This is a genomic window from Streptomyces sp. NPDC002513 (assembly GCF_053595355.1).
On the sequence record NZ_JBSFXK010000008.1, the window covers coordinates 25,833 to 45,886 of the forward strand.

General features: G+C 70.2%; 15 protein-coding genes and 2 pseudogenes. 7 read left to right on the forward strand and 10 right to left on the reverse strand.

Translation table 11 applies throughout. The features are described from left to right. Positions 1 to 104: 104 nt before the first annotated feature. On the reverse strand, positions 105 to 2,204 hold the full coding sequence (locus ACWD5Q_RS08050) for a serine/threonine-protein kinase (RefSeq protein ID WP_451426180.1): 2,100 nt from the start codon (positions 2,202 to 2,204) through the stop codon (positions 105 to 107). 479 nt (positions 2,205 to 2,683) lie between these two features. Here ACWD5Q_RS08050 and ACWD5Q_RS08055 point away from each other — a divergent pair, with 479 nt between their 5' ends. Continuing rightward, positions 2,684 to 4,180, forward strand: a complete 1,497-nt coding sequence (locus ACWD5Q_RS08055; RefSeq protein WP_451426181.1) for an IMP dehydrogenase — start codon at positions 2,684 to 2,686, stop codon at positions 4,178 to 4,180. On the opposite strand, the gene ACWD5Q_RS08060 is transcribed toward ACWD5Q_RS08055, so the two are convergent. Next, on the reverse strand, positions 4,112 to 5,392 hold the full coding sequence (locus ACWD5Q_RS08060; protein ID WP_451426182.1) for an MFS transporter: 1,281 nt from the start codon (positions 5,390 to 5,392) through the stop codon (positions 4,112 to 4,114). The two genes, ACWD5Q_RS08055 and ACWD5Q_RS08060, sit on opposite strands and share 69 nt — an antisense overlap. Before the next feature lie 30 nt (positions 5,393 to 5,422). Continuing rightward, positions 5,423 to 5,569: pseudogene (locus ACWD5Q_RS08065) on the reverse strand (TauD/TfdA family dioxygenase); the annotation flags it as partial. A 382-nt stretch (positions 5,570 to 5,951) separates the two neighbouring features. Between ACWD5Q_RS08065 and ACWD5Q_RS08070 the strand changes: the two are divergent. Further along, the gene (locus tag ACWD5Q_RS08070; protein ID WP_451426183.1) at positions 5,952 to 6,332 is read left to right on the forward strand and encodes a VOC family protein; all 381 of its coding nucleotides are present in this window, start codon (positions 5,952 to 5,954) and stop codon (positions 6,330 to 6,332) included. A 158-nt stretch (positions 6,333 to 6,490) separates the two neighbouring features. On the opposite strand, the gene ACWD5Q_RS08075 is transcribed toward ACWD5Q_RS08070, so the two are convergent. Together ACWD5Q_RS08075 and ACWD5Q_RS08080 are read right to left on the reverse strand one after the other, a co-directional pair. After that, a complete protein-coding gene (locus ACWD5Q_RS08075; RefSeq protein WP_451426305.1) occupies positions 6,491 to 7,636 on the reverse strand; it encodes an RNA polymerase sigma factor in 1,146 nt (381 codons plus the stop codon). A gap of 8 nt (positions 7,637 to 7,644) precedes the next feature. Beyond that, on the reverse strand, positions 7,645 to 8,052 hold the full coding sequence (locus ACWD5Q_RS08080) for a YciI family protein (protein WP_451426184.1): 408 nt from the start codon (positions 8,050 to 8,052) through the stop codon (positions 7,645 to 7,647). A 344-nt stretch (positions 8,053 to 8,396) separates the two neighbouring features. Between ACWD5Q_RS08080 and ACWD5Q_RS08085 the strand changes: the two genes are divergently transcribed. Further along, positions 8,397 to 9,047: a hypothetical protein gene (locus ACWD5Q_RS08085; RefSeq protein ID WP_451426185.1), complete on the forward strand. Its 651-nt coding sequence runs from the start codon at positions 8,397 to 8,399 to the stop codon at positions 9,045 to 9,047. Between the two features lie 21 nt (positions 9,048 to 9,068). Here the strand turns inward: ACWD5Q_RS08085 and uppS are convergent, their stop codons facing one another. The 3 genes and pseudogenes from uppS to ACWD5Q_RS08100 all read right to left on the reverse strand — a co-directional run bounded on the left by uppS (position 9,069) and on the right by ACWD5Q_RS08100 (position 12,297). Further along, positions 9,069 to 10,667, reverse strand: a complete 1,599-nt coding sequence (gene uppS, locus ACWD5Q_RS08090) for a polyprenyl diphosphate synthase (protein ID WP_451426186.1) — start codon at positions 10,665 to 10,667, stop codon at positions 9,069 to 9,071. Positions 10,668 to 10,862: 195 nt separating this feature from the next. Continuing rightward, positions 10,863 to 10,997: pseudogene (locus tag ACWD5Q_RS08095) on the reverse strand (telomere-protecting terminal protein Tpg); the annotation flags it as partial. A gap of 1,165 nt (positions 10,998 to 12,162) precedes the next feature. After that, positions 12,163 to 12,297, reverse strand: a complete 135-nt coding sequence (locus ACWD5Q_RS08100; protein WP_451426187.1) for a hypothetical protein — start codon at positions 12,295 to 12,297, stop codon at positions 12,163 to 12,165. 6 nt (positions 12,298 to 12,303) lie between these two features. Between ACWD5Q_RS08100 and ACWD5Q_RS08105 the strand changes: the two genes are divergently transcribed. Both ACWD5Q_RS08105 and ACWD5Q_RS08110 read left to right on the forward strand, forming a co-directional pair. Further along, positions 12,304 to 15,519, forward strand: coding sequence for an outer membrane protein assembly factor BamB family protein (locus ACWD5Q_RS08105; RefSeq protein ID WP_451426188.1), 3,216 nt, complete (start codon positions 12,304 to 12,306; stop codon positions 15,517 to 15,519). 74 nt (positions 15,520 to 15,593) lie between these two features. Then, positions 15,594 to 16,889 (forward strand): hypothetical protein, encoded by a 1,296-nt coding sequence (locus ACWD5Q_RS08110; RefSeq protein WP_451426189.1) that lies wholly within the window; start codon positions 15,594 to 15,596, stop codon positions 16,887 to 16,889. On the opposite strand, the gene ACWD5Q_RS08115 is transcribed toward ACWD5Q_RS08110, so the two are convergent. Then, on the reverse strand, positions 16,854 to 17,198 hold the full coding sequence (locus tag ACWD5Q_RS08115) for a hypothetical protein (protein ID WP_451426190.1): 345 nt from the start codon (positions 17,196 to 17,198) through the stop codon (positions 16,854 to 16,856). The two genes, ACWD5Q_RS08110 and ACWD5Q_RS08115, sit on opposite strands and share 36 nt — an antisense overlap. A 61-nt stretch (positions 17,199 to 17,259) precedes the next feature. Continuing rightward, positions 17,260 to 17,457, reverse strand: a complete 198-nt coding sequence (locus ACWD5Q_RS08120) for a hypothetical protein (RefSeq protein WP_451426191.1) — start codon at positions 17,455 to 17,457, stop codon at positions 17,260 to 17,262. Positions 17,458 to 17,755: 298 nt separating this feature from the next. Here ACWD5Q_RS08120 and ACWD5Q_RS08125 point away from each other — a divergent pair, with 298 nt between their 5' ends. Both ACWD5Q_RS08125 and ACWD5Q_RS08130 read left to right on the forward strand, forming a co-directional pair. Continuing rightward, the gene (locus ACWD5Q_RS08125; protein WP_451426192.1) at positions 17,756 to 18,697 is read left to right on the forward strand and encodes an ABC transporter ATP-binding protein; all 942 of its coding nucleotides are present in this window, start codon (positions 17,756 to 17,758) and stop codon (positions 18,695 to 18,697) included. Then, positions 18,694 to 20,052 carry an ABC transporter permease gene (locus tag ACWD5Q_RS08130; protein ID WP_451426193.1) on the forward strand — a complete coding sequence of 453 codons (1,359 nt, stop codon included), beginning with the start codon at positions 18,694 to 18,696 and terminating at the stop codon, positions 20,050 to 20,052. The genes ACWD5Q_RS08125 and ACWD5Q_RS08130 overlap by 4 nt, the downstream gene beginning before the upstream one ends. Positions 20,053 to 20,054: the final 2 nt, after the last annotated feature.

Sequence of the window (20,054 nt, forward strand, 5' to 3'; positions counted from 1 at the left end):
CTCGCAGCGCCACGGGATTCGGCTGCGGGTGTTCTTGTGAGTCCGCTTCTTGTGAGGCCATCCCTCATATCCCCCTGTCCGAGGTGAACGCCTGCCCGCAAGTCCTAGCCGAGGGACTTCAGTTCACGTTCCTGCGTGGCGACGAGTTTGTCGATGTCGGCACTGCTCAGCGGGTAGACCCGGAGATTGATGTCGCTCGCGACGTCCCAGAAGGAGCTGTTCCCGGCGGCGTTCGCTTTGCGCTGGTTCTGAGCGTCGACGGAATCGTAGGTCGCGCCGGCCCGGGGGTTGTCGCAGGTGAGCGTGCCGTCCAGGGTGCGTCCGGTCAGCCGGTAGGGTCGGTGGCCGCTGGCGCATCCCCCGACCTCTATGGTTCCGGTGGTGATGGAGCCGACGGTCAGTTCGATGTAGACCGTGGTCAGGGAGTACTTGGTGGATGTGGCGTTGTAGACGGGGCCGGAGAACGCCACGTGGACGTGGCAGCCGGACGAACTGCAGCGGACACCGCTCGCGCCGCCGTTTTGCTGGAGGATCTGGACGGAGTCGGCCGTGGCATCGGCGAGTTCTCTGGTGTTCTTGACGACGGTGGCGTACAGCCGGTCGGCGTCGGTGATCGGAGTGACGTCCATGCCGCGGGAGTCGGACAGCGGAGTCCGGGCCTCGACGGACCGGGGCAGCCGGCTCGTCGACGTGATCTTGGGGAGGGTGTTCACACCCGGCGGTTCCCAACGCAGCAGCCGGTAGGGGGCTTTCCGCGTGACGAAGATGAAACCGTCCACCGTGTCGGCCTTCCAGGCCGGCGTCCCATGGACCTTGACGGATGCCGCCGTTCTGTCGCCGACAACCGGCAGCCGAGGCTGCTGCTCGAGCGCCTTGGTCAGCTTCGCCGCCAGCTGGGCCGGCGCCAGGTAGTCCTTGAGAGCGGGGCCGGCGTTCTTCTCGTCATCGCCCGGATCGTACCTCCAGCCCCTGGTCACAGGGTCGTTCTTGAAACTCATGTAGTCCCGGCCGCCGGCTGTCACAAAAGCTTCGTCGGACTTGCCCGAGGCATCGGGGGTGCTCCCCACGCTCCCGAACTTCTCACCCGTCGCCGTCATCGTGACGTCGAAATACTCGAAGTTCACGTGCCGGTCCTGATATCGCACGCCCGGGGACTTCGCGAGTGCGGCCAACGCCTGGTCGAACGGTTTGCGCACCACGTTTTCCGTGCTGCTGCCGTCGATCAGGAACAGCAGCACCGCCAGAAGAGCGAGAACGACCACCGCCGCCACGCCCGCGAACCGTGCCCTGCGGCTCTGCCACCAGGGCTCGCCTGCCCCGGTGGGAGAGGCCGCGGAACCGTCCGGGGCGCTGATCATGACCTCGGCCGCTTCCGCGAGCGCCTGGAGCCCGCGCTCCAGCCAGCCCGGGCCATGGGCGGCGTCGGCGGTGGCATCGAGGTCGTCGATGAAGGCCTGTGCGTTGGGATACCTCTGCTGCGGGTCCTTGGCCATTCCCCGTGCCGCCAACCCTCGTACGGGATCCGGCACTTGGTCGAGCGGCACCGGGGCGTCGCGGTGCAGAGAGCGCAGTTCGGCGGTGGAGCCGCGGAACGGCTGGGCACCGGTGAGGCACTCGAAGAGCGTCACTGCGGCGGCGTACACATCCGAGGCCGGTGAGGCGGGGGCGCCGTCCCACAGTTCCGGCGCCAGGTAGGGCGGGGCGCCCAGGAGAGGGCCGGCCTCTCCGGTCGGAGCGGCGATGCCGATGTTGATGAGCTTGCACTGCCCGGCGGCATCGACGAGGACGTTGTCCGGGTTGTGGTCGCGAAGTACGACGCCTCGTTCATGGGCGGCGGCCATGCCCAGCAGCGCACAGCGCACCGTGGCCAGCGCGGCCTCGGGCAGCAGGCGGCGCAGGGACAGCATCGCGCGTAGTGTCCGGCTTTCGACGGCCGCCATGACCAGGGCCATGTCCTCGCCGTCGGGCGAGTCGAGCACCTCGTCGATGTGTGCGATGTTCGGGTGCCTCATCCCGGCCAGCAGAGCGGCCTCGCGCCGTATACGCTCGGCGTTCGCGGCGTCGCTGACGAGTTCCGCGGAGAGGTATGTGATCACGACGAGATCGTCGGTCTCGTCCTTGCGGGCCAGGGCCACCCGACCGCTTGCTCCGGAACCTAACGACCGGATCTCGCTGTATCCAGGCGCCGACCAGTTCGTCACCACTGATGCCTCCCCCGTGCAGCGAGCGCTGCGTGACGCGAGGCTACCGCCCATGGGCTCTCACGGACGAGGAATGTGTGTCGGCAGCGGACGTAGATGATGTGAAGACCGTGTGCAGCTCCGGATGATCGAAGGAACCCGAGTGAAAGCGGCGCCGCGGTGCCCAGGACTCGGCGGGCTGGTCGCCCACAATGACGGGTTCGCGCTGTTCACCCGGGTCCGGGAGGACGCCCACTCCTTCCACAAGCCCGGCACAGTGGCGGCGTCCGGTGCGGGGCACGATTCGTGCAGCCGCCGAGTCAATCGATAGGGTGCCAGGTCACGACCGCACCCCGTGCGCCCCGCGGGCCGGTCAGGGCTCTGCCGCAGTTGGTGGCACCTCCACGGCTGCCGTGCCGGTCTCTGCCTGCCCGGGCCCTGGGACACGGGGGCGATCGCACGGCGGGGCAGTCGGGCCCCGGCCGACGGGTCAGGAGGAACGAGTGGCACAGATCATCGCCGAGGTCTCACGGACGTTCAACGAGTTTCTGCTCTTGCCGAACCGGACACGGACCGATTGCTCGGCTGCGACGGTTGACCTGCGCACGCCCCTGGCGCGGCACATCGCGGGCGAGACGTCGGCGATCGAGTTGCAGTCCCCGTTCACGTCGGCGATCATGCAGGCCGTCAGCACACCCGATCTCGCGATCGCGCTCGCGCGCAACGGCGGTCTCAGCTTCCTGCACCACAACCAGCCGATCCAGGACCAGGTTGCGGCGGTCCTCCAGGTGAAGAACTTCAAGGCCGGATTCGTCGTCAGCGACACCAACGTCCGTCCCGACGACAGCCTGGGCCTCCTGGCCGACGTCATGCGCCGCACCGGTCACAGCACCGCCGCGGTCACCCACGACGGGACCGCCACCGGCCGGCTGCTCGGTCTGGTGACCTCCCGAGACTTCCACCCTCAGCGCCATGGCCTGGACGGACCGGTCAGCGGTCGGTTGACCGCCATCACCGACCTGGCCCATGCCGGGCCTGACATCACGCTCTCCGAGGCCAACGCGCGACTGTGGGACGAACGGCTGGACTGCCTCCCGGTCGTGGATTCCGCGGGGCACCTGCAGCATCTGGTGTTCCGTTCCGACTACACGGACAACAAGCGCTTCCCGAACCAGCTCGTGGATGCTGCCAAGCGTCTGCGCGTGGGCGCGGGAATCAACACGCACGACTATCAGGAGCGGGTCCCGGCCCTGCTGGAGGCGGGCGTGGACGTGCTGTGCTTCGACTCGTCCGACGGCTACAGCGACTGGCAGGCGCAGGCTCTGGCCTGGGTGAAGAAGCACTATCCGGAGATCCCGGTCGGCGGCGGCAACGTGGTCGACGGCGAGGCGTTCACGTTTCTCGCCGAGGCGGGGGCGGACTTCGTCAAGGTCGGGGTGGGCGGCGGCTCCATCTGCATCACCCGGGACCAGAAGGGCATCGGCCGTGGCCAGGCCAGCGCGGTGCTGGACGTCGCGGCAGCCCGGGACGCCTTGCGCGAACGCACCGGCGAGTACGTGCCGATCTGCTCCGACGGCGGGCTGGTGCACGACTACCACGTGGCGCTGGCGCTGGCGATGGGAGCCGACTTCGTCATGATGGGGCGTTACTTCGCGCGCTTCGACCAGGCGGCCGGCGCGAAGCTGCCCACCCGCGACGGGTTCGTGAAGGAGTACTGGGGCGAGGGGTCGAACCGGGCCCGCAACTGGCAGCGCTACGGCCAGGGAGGCCGGCAGTTGCTCTTCGAGGAAGGCGTGGACGGCTACGTCCCCTACGCAGGCGACCTCAGCGAAGGGCTCGCCCTGACCATCGCCAAGCTCAGGACCACGATGGTCTCCTGCGGCTCCACAACCCTGCCGGAGTTTCAGTCCACGGCCCGGCTGACCCTCGTCTCAGAGCAGAGCTTCCAGGAGAGCCACGCCAACGTCACCCTGCGAGACACCCCGGCGGCGGTCCGCTGACAAGCTGCCGGGTCCGACGAGAGCACTACCCGGCCGGAGGGGATCAGCGCACGGTCGCAATGCCCCGTCCCGCCGGTGGTGCCGGGCCTTGAGACGGGCTGCTGCCCCCAAGGCCGTCGCCGCGATGGCGGCAGGGGTCAGATTCGCCACCATGGCGGCCGCCGGGCCGGAGGCACCCCCGGCCACCAGGGTCCCGGCGGCGATCAGTACGAGCTGAAGCGGACCGGTCGGCAGGTGGAATCCGCTCATCAGCAGCACCAGCGATCCAAGACTGCAGGCGATTGCGACGGTCCACTTCCGGCCTCCGGCCCGTCGGCTGAGGCGGTCCGCGACGACCCCGCACAGGATCATGCCGGTGCCGCTGATCAGCGCAAAGGCCCCGGCGACCAGGCCGGCCTTCGCGGAGGCCATGGAGTAGTAGCGGTTGAGGAAGCTGGGCATCCAGGCCAGTAGGGCCATCGCGATGAACAACTGCGTTCCGCTGCCGATGTAGGCGCAGATGACGGAGACCGAGGAGAACAGCCGCGGGAGCAGGGTCCGGAGGGAGGCGTGTTCACCGGACGTGCTGCCGTGCTTGCCGCAGGCCGACCCGAGCCTCTTCTCGGTGACCACGAGGCCGTAGAGCACGGCCGGGACCAGGCCCAAGATCCCCATGGCGCCGAACGCCCAGCGCCAGCCGTATGCCTGGGCCAGGATGCCGCCGGCCGACACACCCAGTACGGAGCCGAACGACCCTCCCGCCATGAACGCGCCGGCGAGCGTGGCTCGCAGACGGACCGGGAAGACGCTGAGGACCACCGCGATACCGACGCTGCCGTAGGCCGCCTCTCCGACGCCCACGATGAACCGGCCCAGGAACATCTGGCCGTAGCCGGCGGAGACGGCACAGCCCAAAGTCGCCAGACTCCACACCAGTGCGGCGATGACCAGGCTCTTGACCCTGCCCCAGCGGTCCGCCAGCAGCGACAGAGGGAAGGTGAGCACACCGACCATCAGGGCCACGATGCCGCTGAGCGACCCCAACTGGGCGTCGGAGAGCAGCCATTGCACCTTCAGCAGGGGAAAGACCGCGCTGAGGACCTGCCGCGACATGTAGTCGGACAGCAGGAGCCCGAAACTCAGGGCGAACACCAGCCAGGCGTAGCCGCGGGGTACGGCTGGTTCGGCGGGAGACGTGTCCGGCACCCTCGTGCCGGTCGTGTGCAGTCCCATGGGCGTCACCTTTCCGTCGCTGCTCAGGGCTCAGAAGGGTCTGTCGCCGACGATTCCGGCACGCTCCATCTTGCGGACGGCGGGCCAGTAGTCCTGGACGGCGTAGTGCTGTGTGGAGCGGTTGTCCCAGATGGCGACGCTGTCCTTCTGCCAGCGCCAGCGCACCTGGTACTCGGGGCGACTGCTCCTCTGTCGTCGGCGCCTGCACCAGGCGGCCGTGCGCGATCAGCGAGGCGGCCTGCTTGAGGCGGCGGCCCCTGACGCCGACACGGGCTCGCCGTCACGGGCTCTGCCGGCGGCGGCCTTTCCGCAGTGCCGTTGCTCGCGCAGGTCGAACGGCTCGGCCTGCTGGTGAGGGCTTGTCGTCACCTTTCCGTCTGCCACACTGCGCCCACGGTCCTCGCCCGGCGGCCCGGCCGGGCGAGGCCACGACCCCACACACCCTTCCCACCTGCTCGCCTCGCCCGGTACGGTCTTGCGCGCATGTCCACTGCGGGGAGCCCAAGAGCTCCGCACGCGGCCGCACCGGCAGTTCCCACGCTGAGAGCAGGTTTCGTCCATGGCATGTCGTATCAGTGAGCTCGTGCTCGATTGCCGCGACCCCGAGGCGCTGGCGCGGTTCTGGTGCGAGGTCCTGGACTTCGTAGTACTCGATCGCGAAGAGGACGGCACCCTCGAGATCGGGCCGCGCGAGGGGTTCGGCGGCCCGCAACCGACGATCACCCTCAGCCGCACGGACGAGCCGAAGCCGGGGAAGTCCCGGCTGCACATCGACGTCAACGCCACCGACCGCGATCAGGACGCCGAACTCGAACGTCTCCTGAAGCTCGGGGCGCGCCCGGCTGACATCGGCCAGACCGGCGAGGAGCCATGGCACGTTCTTGCCGACCCCGAGGGCAATGAGTTCTGCCTGCTCAAGGCCCGCCTCAACCCGCTCTGACGGCTCTGTGTCCCTGGTGCGGCCCCGGCGGCCTGTCGGCCAAGGGCGGGCCGAGCAGGTCCGCAACCGGGCCCGGCGCGGCAGCCGGGGCGGATGCGGGCGAGCGCTCTGGCCACGGGGCCGCGCCGAGGGCTGCGGGAAGTGCCGAGCGCGGACTGTCAGCGACACCGGCGGGAGTTGAGCCGGGCGGCCTGACGCGTCAGGTGGTCACGCTCGGCGAGGTTGGGCGCCTTGTGGGCCGCCTCGGCGTACAGCCGTGCCGCCGTCACCAGGTCGCCGTCACGCTCGTGGAGGTACGCCGCCACCGCGGCGTGGCGGGGCAGTGAGGCGTCCAGCGCCGCGAGCGCGGCCAGCCCGGCGCGCGGTCCGTCGGCCTCGCCGACGGCGACCGCGCGGTTGAGCCGGACGATGGGGCTGTCGGTCAGGCGCGTGAGCTCGTCGTACCACTCGACGATCTGCACCCAGTCGGTCTCCTCGGCGGTGGGCGCATCCGCGTGGAGTGCCGCGACGGCGGCCTGGGCTTGAAACTCGCCCAGCCGGTCGCGGGCGAGGGCCGCCTGCAGGATCTCGACGCCCTCGGCGATCGAGGCGGTGTCCCACCGGCCGCGGTCCTGCTCGGCGAGCGGTACCAGGCTGCCGTCGGGCGCGGTCCGGGCGGCACGCCGCGCGTGGTGGAGCAGCATGAGGGCGAGCAGCCCCGCCGCCTCGGGGTGGTCGACCCGGGCCGCGAGCTGCCGGGTGAGCCGGATCGCCTCGGCGGCGAGGTCGATGTCGCCGGAGTAGCCCTCGTTGAAGACCAGGTAGAGGACGCGCAGCACGGTCGCGACGTCGCCGGGCTGGTCGAGCCGCACGCGGGAGACGGTGCGCTTGGCCCGGCTGATGCGCTGCGCCATGGTCGCCTCGGGCACCAGGTAGGCCTGGGCGATCTGGCGGGTGGTCAGCCCGCCGACGGCGCGCAGTGTGAGGGCCACCGCGGACGACGGCGTCAGCGACGGGTGGGCGCACAGGAAGTAGAGCTGGAGCGTGTCGTCCACTGCGGGTGCGGGCCCGGGCAGCGGCTCCTCGTCGACGAGGTCCTCACGCCGGCGGCGGGCGGCGTCCGCCCGCATCGCGTCGAGGAACTTGCGCCAGGCCACGGTGACCAGCCAGCCCTTCGCATCCCGCGGCTGCTCGGCCGGCCAGACGCGGACCGCCTCGACCAGCGCGTCCTGCACGGCGTCCTCGGCCGCTGCGAAGTCGGCTCCGCGGCGGACGAGGATGGCGAGCACGCTGGGCGTGAGGCTCCTGAGCAGGGCCTCGTTCATCGATGAGGTCACTCCGTGATGGTGGGCGGCGCTGCCAGGAACGGTCGCACCTCGAGCCACTCGTGGATCGGCTTCCCGCCCGCTCCCGGGGCGGCCGACAGTTCCCCGGCCAGCTCGATGGCGCGCTCGTAGCTGTCGACGTCGATCACCATCCAGCCGGCGATGAGATCCTTGGTCTCGGCGAACGGGCCGTCGGTGACCGGCGGGCGCCCCTCACCGTCGTACCGGACCCACGTGCCCTCGGGGGCGAGCGCCTGACCGTCGACGAACTCGCCCGTCTTCTCGAGCCGGGCCGCGAAGTCGTTCATGTACTGCATGTGCGCCGAGACCTCCTGCGGCGTCCACTGGTCCATGCACACGTCGTTGACCGGGGCCGGAGCGCCGCGGTAGTGCTTGAGCAGCAAGTACTTGGCCATCGTGTTACTCCTCGGTGCTGATGCGACCCATTGTGGTCGCGTTCATCCCAGGGACGGAACCAGGCACGAGTTCTCGACATCGCGGTCCGAATTTTTTTCTGGGCTCACCTTCATGAGCCTGTGACACCGGCAGCGGCGGCTGAGGGCGCCGTCGCGTTACGCCCGGTGGCCGGGGCCGCGCTGTTCGCCCTCCTGTTCGCCGTCCTTCGACGCCAGGTGCCCTGCGCCGCGATCCGTCCCTCTTTCGGATGTATCCCAGCCCGCCTCGCGGCCGGGGTACCTGGGTGGCCGGATGATCTTCCCGGGGCCGCGTCCTGCGGCCCGAGGAAGGAAGACACGCATCGATGAGCACGACGAGACGAGGGGTTCTGGGCGCCGCCATGTCCGCCCCCTTGCTGGCCCGCTTCACGCAGACGGCCACCGCAGCAAGCACCCCCGCCACGTGGGGCACGTTCTCCGACGGCTGGGTGGAGGTCCGCTGGACCCCGCAGGCCCAAACTCAGCTCGACCGGTTCGGGGCTGTGGTGGAGGCCATCGCTCCTGCCCAGCTGATCAAGGACGCCCGGGGTTCAGCGGTACGTTTTCCCCTGCGGTCGGGAGCGGGCGATCCCTCTCTGGCCAGCCTGCCCGACGCTCAGGGCACCGGCCTCCTCGGCGGCGGGCTCGCGGTGCGCACTGCGACCGGTCGATTCCAGATCACCAGCCTGGAGAGTGTCCTGCACAACGGGCAGGCGTCCGGCACGTGCGTCGTCAACGGAGCCGATCTCGGGCACAGGTCGGTATTCCGGTGCGGCCTGGCCGAGGGCCGTCTCCTCGCGGACCCCGTGCCGCCGGGCCGGCCACTTCCGCTCCGGCTCCGTGACCTGCCGCTGCGCCCGACCAGCGAGTCGTTGGAGGCCTTCGCGACCGCCTTCGGCGCGTCCGGGTTCACCCTGGGCACCGTGCTGGCGTACGTAAGCGCCGAAGGCGTGTACACCCCGCCGCCGAAGCAGTGACCCGCGCGCCGGCCCGGCGGTTCAGCCGACCCGGGCCGGCGCAGGCGGGAAGACCTGGCCGGGAAGGCCGCCGCCGAAGCGGCGCTGACGGCCGGAGTAGTCGGTGACGGCGTCCAGCAGGTGCCGCAGCCCGAAGTCGGGCCACGGGGCCGGTTCGAACACGAACTCGGCGTAGGCGAGCTGCCAGGGCAGGAAGTTGCTGATCCGCTGCTCACCGGAGGTCCGGATCAGCAGATCGACGTCGGGAAGGCCCGGCGCGTACAGGTTTCGGGCGACATCGGCAGGGCCGATGTCCTCGGGCGAGATCGTCCCCGCGACCGCCTCGGCGGCCAACGCACGGGCGGCCGCGACCAGTTCCTCCCGTCCGCCGTAGTCGACGCAGACGGTCAGCGACAGCACCTCGTTGTTCGACGTCATGCTCTCCACCACCGCCAGTGCGGACGCGAGCGATTCCTCGATCCGGTCGCGACGCCCGCACCACCGCACGCGCACACCGAGCTGATGCAGCCACTCGGCCGCCCGGGCGATCCCGTCGGCCATGGCGTCGAACAAGGCGGCCAGCTCCTCCTGGGAGCGGTCCCAGTTCTCGGTGGAGAACGCGTAGATGCTCACGTGCCGGATCCCCAGCCGCAGGGCGGCGTGGACCAGCCGCATCGCGGCTCGCTCACCAGCGTGGTGGCCTTGGGCGGCAGGAAGGCCCCGCAGCGCGGCCCACCGCCGGTTGCCATCCATGATCACCGCGACATGGGCGGGCACCGGACCACGATCATGTGGTGCCTGGCGGCGGCGGGCGGCACCGGTCGACGTCAAGGGCTCGACACCGCCGGCCAGCACCCGGGACCGCAGGAGCATGGCCTCGTCGAACTGCAGTTGCGCCCCCAGGAGCAGGGTATGCAGGAACGGCTGGTGCTCGGGGCTCACCGTCCCGGTCACCGGCGCCGCCTGCTCCAGCAGGTCCTGCCAGTGAGCGAGCTGGATGCCCATCAGCTCGTCCAGCGCCTCACGCCGCTCACCGCGCCGCAGGTCGGCGACCTCCAGCCCCAGTTGCCGCAGATCAGCGCGCGGCAGATAGCACCGGCCCGCGGCGAGGTCGACCGGCAGGTCCTCGAACAGGTCCGCCACCTGGCACGCCTCGCCCAGCACAGAGGCCAGCGGCAGCGCCTGCGGCCCGCGGGGTCGCAGCAGCGGAGTCCACAGCTCGGCGACGGTCCCGGCGATTCCCCGCAGATAGCACCTCTGGTCCGCGAACGTGTCGAACACGGGCGAGGACGCGCAGTCGGCCTGAACGGTGTCGAGGAACTCTTCGATCACCGCGTGGTCGAGATCCCATCGCCGCACCGTGTCCACGAACGCCCGCCGCACCGGGTGCTCACTGTGCCCGGACCGCAACTCCGCCATGGTGCCGGCCCGCCAGCGGGCCAGACGCCGCCGGCAATCCGCCGGCGCGCCCTCGTCGGCGATTCGGTCGGTCCGCACGGCGAAGCCGTGCACGGCGCGCACGTGGGGCCGAATCCCGGCGGGCAGGACCTCGGTCGCCGTCCACATCGGAGCCAGGAACTGCTGGGTCTCGTGCGCGCAGACATCGTAGGACTCGCGCAGCCCGGGCAGACCGATGGACACCGCGTCACTCCTCAGCACTCCCGAACCCCGCCTCCGGCCACGCCGCCCGTATGCAGCACGCGGTCCTGGCACGACGACGGGCGGCAGCACCTCGTTTCCGCCCTCACCGGCCGAAGACCTCCACCGGCACTAACGACACACCGGCCGATCGGTACTGCCCTCGGCCCGCCCGGCCCGCGTCGCCGGGCGTCGCGTCAAGCGGTGCGCGTACTCGGGCGGAAGGTGCACGGTCAGCCGCCGCATTCGGCCGTCGCCGGTCGTGCCGACCGGCGCGGTGCAGCCCAACCGGGCGCGGCTCTCCACCGTGATGCCGGTGGCGGTGGCGGCCTCGCCTTGCTGATGACGGCGGCCCGGAGGATGCCAGATCGGATGATCCAGGACCGGCCACCTCTCGCCGTCCCTGCCGTGCCGTCCCCGCGGGCGCTCACGCAGCCTGCCGACACCGACCTTGGCCATTGCCTTTGATGGGGGGCGAGGAAGGCGGTGTCCAGGTGCTCCCGCTGCGGCCGACTGCCGCGGGCCGGGGACCATGAATCGAACAGGAGGGCAGGCACTCCCCGAAACGGGTGCACCATACCTGTGCGCCTGCGGAGGCCCCTGATGCCCGACGATTCTTGTGGTGCGCGGGCAACGGGCTGCAGACCGAAGGCCTGCGCATGTCCCTCACGTGCTCGGCACGTGAAGCGTGCGTAGTCCCACGCACGTGACTCACACACAGGAGAATCATCAATGAACGTTCTGACCAACCTGCTCGCCGGTGTCCTCCACTTCGTGGGCTGGCTCGTCTGAGTTCTTGAGGGTGCCGCCTCTGTACTGACAGAGTCGGCACCCTCGCGCATACCGGCGTCAATACCTCTCCTGGACGGCACACCAGGACCCGGGCACGACCCGGACGGAGAAGATCCGCGAGGCGAAGGGGCGCCGGACACGATGCGGCAACGGCATCGGGCCGGCCGCCCGGCCGGCCCGCACGGGCGTGATGGCAGTCCGCGCTGGCATGAGACCAACCGGCCCAGGCATCACGGCAGTCGGCGGCGCTGTCGGCGCGGCGGCCGGCGCCGAGGCTGTGCAGCTTCGCAGTCCCCCCTGAAGACCAAGGCCCCCGTGAGGCCGTCGATGTCCGTCCGCCGGCGTCATCCGTCCGCCGACGCGGCCCGGTACCGCGGGGTTCAGCCCGTTTTCACGCCGTCTGGCGCGGGCGCGTAACGGCGGGCACTCACGCGGCCGATGAGGACCGGCTGCGCGCCGGCCCGTCGGCCGACAGGACATCTCCGCCTCCGGCCTGCTTCCCCTCGGGGGCGTGGTGACGGCGCTCGATCCCGCGCGCACGCAGGGCCTTTCACCGCGAAGCAGGGACGCCGCCACGGGGATGCCCCACACGCCCTCACATGAATTCCGATGGACCGTTCGATGAAGATCGATGATTAAAGGAATGGTAACTTGTCCAGCCAAGCTAGCCTCCCTGCACATGAGATTCCTTCGCAGAGCAGCAGGTCTAGGCCTTGCGCTGCTCATCTCCCTCATAGGCTTGTGTGCGCAGCCCGCTGCGGCGCATGTATCTCCACAGCATGCCGAACTCGTCATTGCGACCAAGGGCGACCTCACCAGTGGGCGGCTGATCGTCCACCATGACGTGGTGTCACCCCAGAAGGCGGGTGCCTGGGCGTCGCACCTGCTGAGCGCAGCGTGCCCCGCCACCGGCTCCGGCGTCGCCGGAGACGGCGGCGGCGTCCCCGGCGGTGTGGTGGTCGAGCTCGCGTGGAGCTGCCACGTCGACAAACTCGACCTGAGCGCCATGCTGCGGCAGGGCGGGCTGACCCAGGCCGTCGTCGAGTTCGACGGCACCACGGTCAACGCCAACGCCAAGACCCCGGTTGTGGACGCCTCGGGCGCCCACGCGCTTCCCGGCTTCCCGTGGGCAGCGGTGTCGCTGGGTGTCGTGGTGGCCGCCGCGCTGCTGCTCGCGGTGTGGCAGATCCGCACCGGGCGGCTCCACCTCGCCCGGCTGGCCGCCAAGGTGCGCACCGGGCGCGGGTGGTTCAAGCTGGCCGCCGTCGGCGCGGTGACACTGTCCTGCCTGGCTCCCCAGGTGGCCGCGGCGGCGCCGCTCGCCGGGGAAGCGGCGGCTGCCGCGAACACGGTCACCGTCACGGGCACGGTCTTCGAGGACACCGACGGCAACGGCAAGCGCGACGCGGGCGAGGCTGCGATGCCCGGGGTCGATGTCACGGACGGCGCCGCGTGGACGACGACCGGTCCCGACGGCTCGTACACCCTGCAGATCGACCCGGCCCGCCGGGAGACCGACCTCGTCAGCATCATCTCCCCCAACGGCTACACCCCCGCACTGCGCGAGGACTACATACCGCAGTTCTTCCACAAGGTCCCGGAGGAAGGCGGCTCCGGCGTCGACTTCGCCCTCGTCAAGGACAAGAACGCGGCCAACCCCACGGAAAAGTGGGTGATGAACTCCGACATCGAGGTCAGCAACACCACGGACAGCGCCGCCCAGAGCGCGCGGCAGTGGTGGCCCAGGCAGGTCGAGGCGATGTCCCAGGTCGACGGCGCCACCATGGCGATCACGACCGGTGACAACACCGTGACCGACTACGCGGCGGAGCCGCGCCGCCAGGTGGGCTACGACGTCCTGCGCAAGGGCCTGGCCGACGGCAAGCTCGGCATGCCCTTCTACCCCGTGGTCGGCAACCACGACGTCGGCGGCACCGCCGCCTCCCAGGGCTACGGCGGCAGCCTGGAGTACTACCGCCGCAACCTCGGCCCCGAGTGGTACAGCTTCGACCGCAATGGCCGGCACATCGTCGTCCTGGAGGACAACTACGACTCCAGCGGCCTGAAGCCGCAACTGGACTGGCTGCGCGAGGACCTGAAGCGTCACGCGGCGGGCAAGCAGGTGCTCGTCTTCGCACACCGGTCTCTGTTCACCGTATGGGGACCCGGCGCCGGCATGCAGCCGACCGTCGACGAACTGTCGAAGTACGACGTGCGGATGTTCGCCGCAGGCCACAACCAGCAGGCCGAATACCGCCGTGGCGCCTTCAACCGCTCCGTCGAGGTCAACAACCAGGGCGAGTACGGCATCGACGGCGCCCGCCCCGACTTCAAGATCCTCAGCTTCAAGGGCATCTACGACGACCCGCGCACCAAGCGCAACGAGGACACCGGCTATGTGATGGGCACCCACCGCCAGTTCGACGTCCGCGACGCGGTCGCCCTGGTCAGCCCCGCCCAGGGCAGTGTGCACGGCAACAGCGCCAACATCCCGATCGAGCTGTACACCGAGGACGCCGGACGCACCCCGGCCACGGCCTCACTGACCATCCGCGACTCCCACGGCCGCATCGCCTGGCACGAGGAGCGGATGAAGTTCGGGGCCCGAACCCGCACGACGGGCATCAAGAACTGCTACACACCCCCCGGCGGCACCCCGGAACCGTGCCCGCAGACCCGGATCTCGTGGACCCGCGTCAGCGACCGTCTCCCCGGCCTGCGGCCGGACACCTACACCGCCGAGATGACCGCGGCCGACACCCGCGGCAAGACGTGGCCCTCGGTCACCCACACCTTCACCGTGGTACCCGAAGGCAAGATCGCCGCACCGAAAACCGGCCAGGACTGGCTGCGCCAGGGCCGCGACGAGGCGGGACGCTCCGCCAGCACCGACAACCCGGGCACCAAGCTCGACCTGCAGTGGGCCGCCAACACCGGCGAACAGTTCAACCTCAACGGGTCGGTCGTGGCGGACGGCAAGGTGATCGTCTCCTCCCGGGCGTTCGACTCGCCGCACCACATGATGCTCGCCTACGACATCAAGTCCGGCCGCGAGATCTGGCGCACCTACCTGGACGGTGACGCCGAGTCGGCACCCACCTACCACGACGGGAAGGTCTACCTGACCACCGCCGTCGGCCGGATCTACGCCCTGGACGCCGAGGACGGCCACGTCCTGTGGCAGAAGATCGAGGACGAACAGCAGCACGGCGACACCGTCCGCCGCTACGGCCGGGCCGGCGGACCGGTCACCGTCTTCGACCTGAACGCCCAGCCGCGCACCGTCGCCGTCTACCAGAACTGGAACAAGATCGAATGCCGGGACGCCAAGACCGGTGACCTGCTCGGCGGCTTCAACGGCGCAACAAGCTGGGGCCAGTTCCACAGCACGGCCGTCCGCCAGCCCGGCTCCGACATCGCCTACCTCCACACCGGCTCCAGCAACACGGTCGTCGCCATGGACCTCGCCACCTGCCGCCAGCTGTGGGCGAAGGACACCAACGGCGACATCGCCAGCCACTCCTCCCCGGCCCTGACCGACCCGGCCACCGGCACCCCGCAGCTGGTGACCATGACCAACAGCGGTGTCCGCGGACATGACCTCAGCACCGGCACGGTACGGTGGCAGGCCCCGCTGGGCGGCTCCAGCACCTGCGGCGAAAGCGGCCCCGCGCCCCTGACCAGCCCCGCGATCTGGGGCACCACCGCCTACGTCGCCAGCCGCGACGGCGTCATCCGCGCCTACGACACCAGCGCCGCCGACCCGTCCACACCGGTCTGGGAGACCAAGGTCGGCTACCAGCCCGGCAGAAGCCCCATGGGATGCACGGGAGACCCCAGCTCACCCGCCATGCACGCCCTGGTCACCAAAGCCCTGGTGTACGCAGGCACCCGCGACGGCCGCCTGGTCGTCCTGGACCGCGCCACCGGCAAACTGCTGACCGAGTACAACCTCGGCGCCAGCGTGACCTCGTCGCTCTCCGTCAGCGGTGACTACATCTTCGCCCTCACCGACGACGGCACCCTCCACGCACTGGCCGCCCGCCACCTGCGCGAACACTGATCAACCAGCCGCGGGTCGCCTCCCCCGCCAGGGGAGGCAACCCGCGGCGCTCCACACCCGACGGGACCACCACCGTGCACACCCTCCGCACCTTCCCCGCCCACGCCGCCCGTCTCCTCCTGACCGGCCTGGCCGCCGCACTGGCACTCCTCACCGCCGCAGGCACCGCCGAGGCCCACCCCTTCGGCACGCCACCCGTCGCCAAAGTCAAAGCCGAAGACCGCACCGTAGAGATCACCTGGTCAGCCCAGCAGGACGACCTCGCCGTCCTGCACCAGACCGCCCACGGCAACGAGGCCCGCTACCTGAGCTCACACATCACTGTGCGCCAGAACGGCCACACCTGCCCGACGGACACCGCTGACACCCGGCACCTCGCACGCGACGGCGCCCTCATCCACTACACCTGCCCACACATCGTCAACACCATCACCCTGACCATCACCGCACTCACCGACATCAACCCCGCCTACCGCACCATCTCCGTCACGCAAAAGGGCAACGGCAGCCTGCACACAGCCAGCGACCCCACCCACGCCCTCACCCTCAGCGACACCGGCAACAACCCCTCCACCCCCACCACAAGACCGGCCACCACCTGGACCACGGACCTCAACGCGCTCCTGGACCACGGCACCGTCCTGCCCCTGGCCCTTCTCGCCGCCGCAGCGGCAGGCGCCTTCCACGCCTGCGCCCCCGGCCACGGAAAGACACTCGCGGCCGGATACCTCGTAGGCGGCCACGGCAAAAAACGCGACGCCCTCTGGCTCGGCGCCATCGTCGCCGTCATGCACACCGCATCCGTCGCCGTACTCGCCGTGGGCTGGTGGCTTGCCGCCCAGCACACACCGAACACCAGCACGATCACCAACTGGCTCCAACTGATCGCAGCCCTGGTCGTAACCGCCGTGGGCATCAACCTGCTCCGACGCCACCTGACCAACCACAGCCACAGCCACAGCCACAGCCACCACCCTGACGACCACGACCACAGTCACGACCACGGCCACAGTCACCACATCCCGGCCGCCAAGTCCCTGCTCACCCGCCGCGGCATCCTGCTCCTCGGCACATCCGGCGGTCTCCTCCCCTCCCCCTCAGCATTCCTCGTCCTGCTCACCGGACTGCTCACCGGCCGGGTCGGCACAGCAATCGCCATGGTCATCGCATTCGGCGCCGGCATGGCACTGACCCTCACCACCGTCAGCCTCGCCGTACTGCACGGCCGCGACGCACTCCTCGCCCGAACCTCAGCCTCAGCCACACTCCGCACCTGGACCACCCGTGCCCCCATCATCGCCGCCTGCGCCGTCACCATCGGCGGCACCACAGCATCAGCCATCGCCGCCACCCACGTCCTGACCCCATAACCCCACACACCACGACGTCTGAACACCCGACTTGAGCTGCTCACGGCGACGGCGCCAGATGGTCGGCCTCCGCGACGAGTTGAAGCCGACGCTGGTCAGCCTGCCTGCGAGGAACCGTTCGTCCTGAACCGCGTCGATCCCGACGAGCCTGGCGTTCAGTTCCTCCAGCGACATCTCCGGACCGAGACGCTTGTCCCGCCGGACCGCAGCGAACAGCTCCGTCCGCGACAACCCATCCCGGCCTCCCGACAGGACCGGGATCGACGCGCGAACCCTGGCGTCGCCGGGCGTACGGAGCAGTGCATTCACTCCGAGGGCACGTCGCGGCCCCACCGGTCGGCCCGCTCAGGAACGCGTCAGCCGCTCATCCTCATCGGCGAGGGCCTGCACATCGCGACAGCGCGGCCACGTCGATCTCGGTGACCTCGCTGCCGTCCTCCTTGCGACGGCTGTGCCAGTCATCGCCGAAGAAGCCTTCCGCAGACATCCGTCCGGCACGACCGACCAGGCGCACAGCGAAGTCCAGAAGCTCCCGGTCAACGGGAGGAGCATCGAATGCATAGTCCATCCGGCGAGCCTTTCACGGCCTCGATGACCGGGTGGGGGAGGATCAAACCGCCGTGTCTGCGGCGGCCCGCGTCCGAGGCCCGTGCTGACGCCCTGACAGCGGACGGGCGCCACTGGGGTGCAGGGATGCGAATGTCTCTGTGGCATCCGGGCATGGCCCAGGTCCGGCTCGACGCGGCTGTGCCTCTGGATCTTTTGCCGACGCCTTGACCATCCGTTCCGTGAACGTTCAGCCAGGCGTTCGTGCCTGGGGTGTGTGCAGTCCCTAGGGTCCCTGCGGACTTCAAAAGAAGGGGCTCATGGAAACTCTCCTCGCAGTCCGGGCTCGCGGGATCACCAAGTGCTTCGGCGATGTCGTCGCACTCGATGGTGTCGATCTGGATGTGACACAGGGACAGATACACGGCTTGGTCGGGCCGAACGGCGCCGGCAAGACCACGTTGCTCGGTCTTCTGCTGGGCCTGGCCGTCGCCGACAGCGGTCGACTCGAGATCCTGGGTACGCCGGTCGGGCGGGCGTTCGCCGCTCCCGACGGTGTCGCCGGCTTCGTGGACGGGCCCGGGCTCTACCCCTCGCTCACCGCCAGGCAGAACCTCGCCGCGCTGGCCGCTCTCCGCGGCGACGACGCGCGGACAGCGGGGATCGACGACGTGCTCGACCACGTCGGGCTCACCGATGTCGCCGACGACCGGACCCGCGGTTTCTCCCTCGGCATGCGTCAGCGGCTCGGGCTCGCCGCCGCCCTGCTCACCAGGCCCCGGCTGCTGGTGCTGGACGAGCCGTCCAACGGCCTCGACCCGGCGAGCAAAAGACACGTACACGGTGTCCTCACCCGGCTCGCGGCGGACGGAACCGGCATCGTGCTCTCGAGCCACCGTATGGACGATCTCGAGGAGCTGTGCTCGGAGGTCACCATCCTCGCCACCGGACGCGTCGTCTTCTCCGGCCCGTTGACCAAGCTGGCCGCCGAGAACCGTGAACTCGCCTACCGGTTGCGCACCTCCGACGCGCGGGCCGCGCACCGGCTGGCCGCCGACACGGCCGGGATCCGTATCGTCGAGGACGCCGGGGCACGGCGTGACGCCGAAGTACTCGTCGTACGCGCGCTGGTGCCCGCCCTCGACGAACTGGTGGCGCGGCTCGTGCAGTCGGGCGTCGCGGTGCGCGAGCTCGCCCCCGTGGTGTCGCCGCTGGAGGCCGCGTTCCTCGCCCTCACCGAGCAGCAGGAGGCCGGCCGATGACCGCGACCATCGCCGAGGGCAACGTCGCCAGTGCGCGCCGTGTCTCGGTTCGCCGCGGCTACCGCTTCGAGCTGGTCAAGCTCGTCTCGCAGTGGCGGATCCGCTTGCTGGTCCTCGCCTGCTGGATCGCGCCGGCGCTCTTCGTCGCCGGGGTGAGTCAGCAGAGCACGCTCCCCACCGACACCCTCTTCGGCCGCTGGATGCACGCCACGGGGTGGGCCGGACCGCTGGTGATGCTCGGTTTCGCGGGCACCTGGGCGCTGCCGCTGCTGACCTCGATGGTCGCCGGCGACGTGTTCGCCTCCGAGGACCGGCTCGGCACCTGGCGCCATCTGCTCGTGGCGGTCCGTTCGCCCAGGCGGATCTTCGCAGCGAAGGCATTGGCCAGCCTCACCGTCATCCTGCTGCTCGTGGCCGGGCTGGCCTGTTCCAGCGCGGCCGGCGGGCTCGTGTCGGTCGGCAACCAGCCGCTGGTCGGCCTCGACGGCCACCCGCTGACGCCGGGGGACGCCGCGGGGAAGGTCCTGCTCGCCTGGGCCTGCGCCCTCGCCCCGACCTTGGCTCTCGCCGCGATCGGACTGCTCGGGTCGGTCGCGCTGGGGCGGTCCCCCATGGGACTGCTGCTGCCCCCGCTGGTCGCGCTCGCGATGCAGATCGCCCAGATGCTGCCGCTGCCCGTCGCCGTGCGTCTCGCTCTGCCGGGCTACGCCTTCATCTCCTGGAACGGGCTGTTCACCAGCCCGGCACAGCTCGGCCCGCTCCTGATCGGCATCACGGTCAGCCTGGTGTGGGCCGTGCTCGCGACAGCGCTGGCGTATCTGCTCTTCCTCCGGCGCGATTTCACCAACCCGGCCTACGACGGTTCCGGGCGCCGCGCGGTCACCATCGGACTCCTGCCGCTCGTCGGGCTGGTCGCCGTCACGGTCGCGGTGGTCGCCGTGGCGACCCCGTCGATGGGCTCCGGAATCGAGCAGGACAAGGTCCAGCGGTCACTCGCCACGGCGTTCGCCCACCTTTACCGCATGCAGACCCAGCAGCTCCACCGCCCCGCCGTCACCGAGGCACAACTGCGGGTCACCGCCGCGTGCAACAAGAGCGACGGCCAGGCCGCCGCCGAGGGGGCGGGTAACGACTGGCGTTGCGTCGTCACCTGGCATCTGCCCGGCGTCGCGGCCCCAGGGACGGCCGTCTACCAGCTTGACGTCGCCTCAGACGGGCGGTTCGTGGCCGACGGCGACGGACCGAAGGAAGTCAACGGCTACTTCCTGGTGCGGACCCCGATCGGGGACGCACCGAACCCGCTCTGGCAGTTCGACGGCAACGTCGAACTGCTCGACACCACCCCGAAGGGATAATT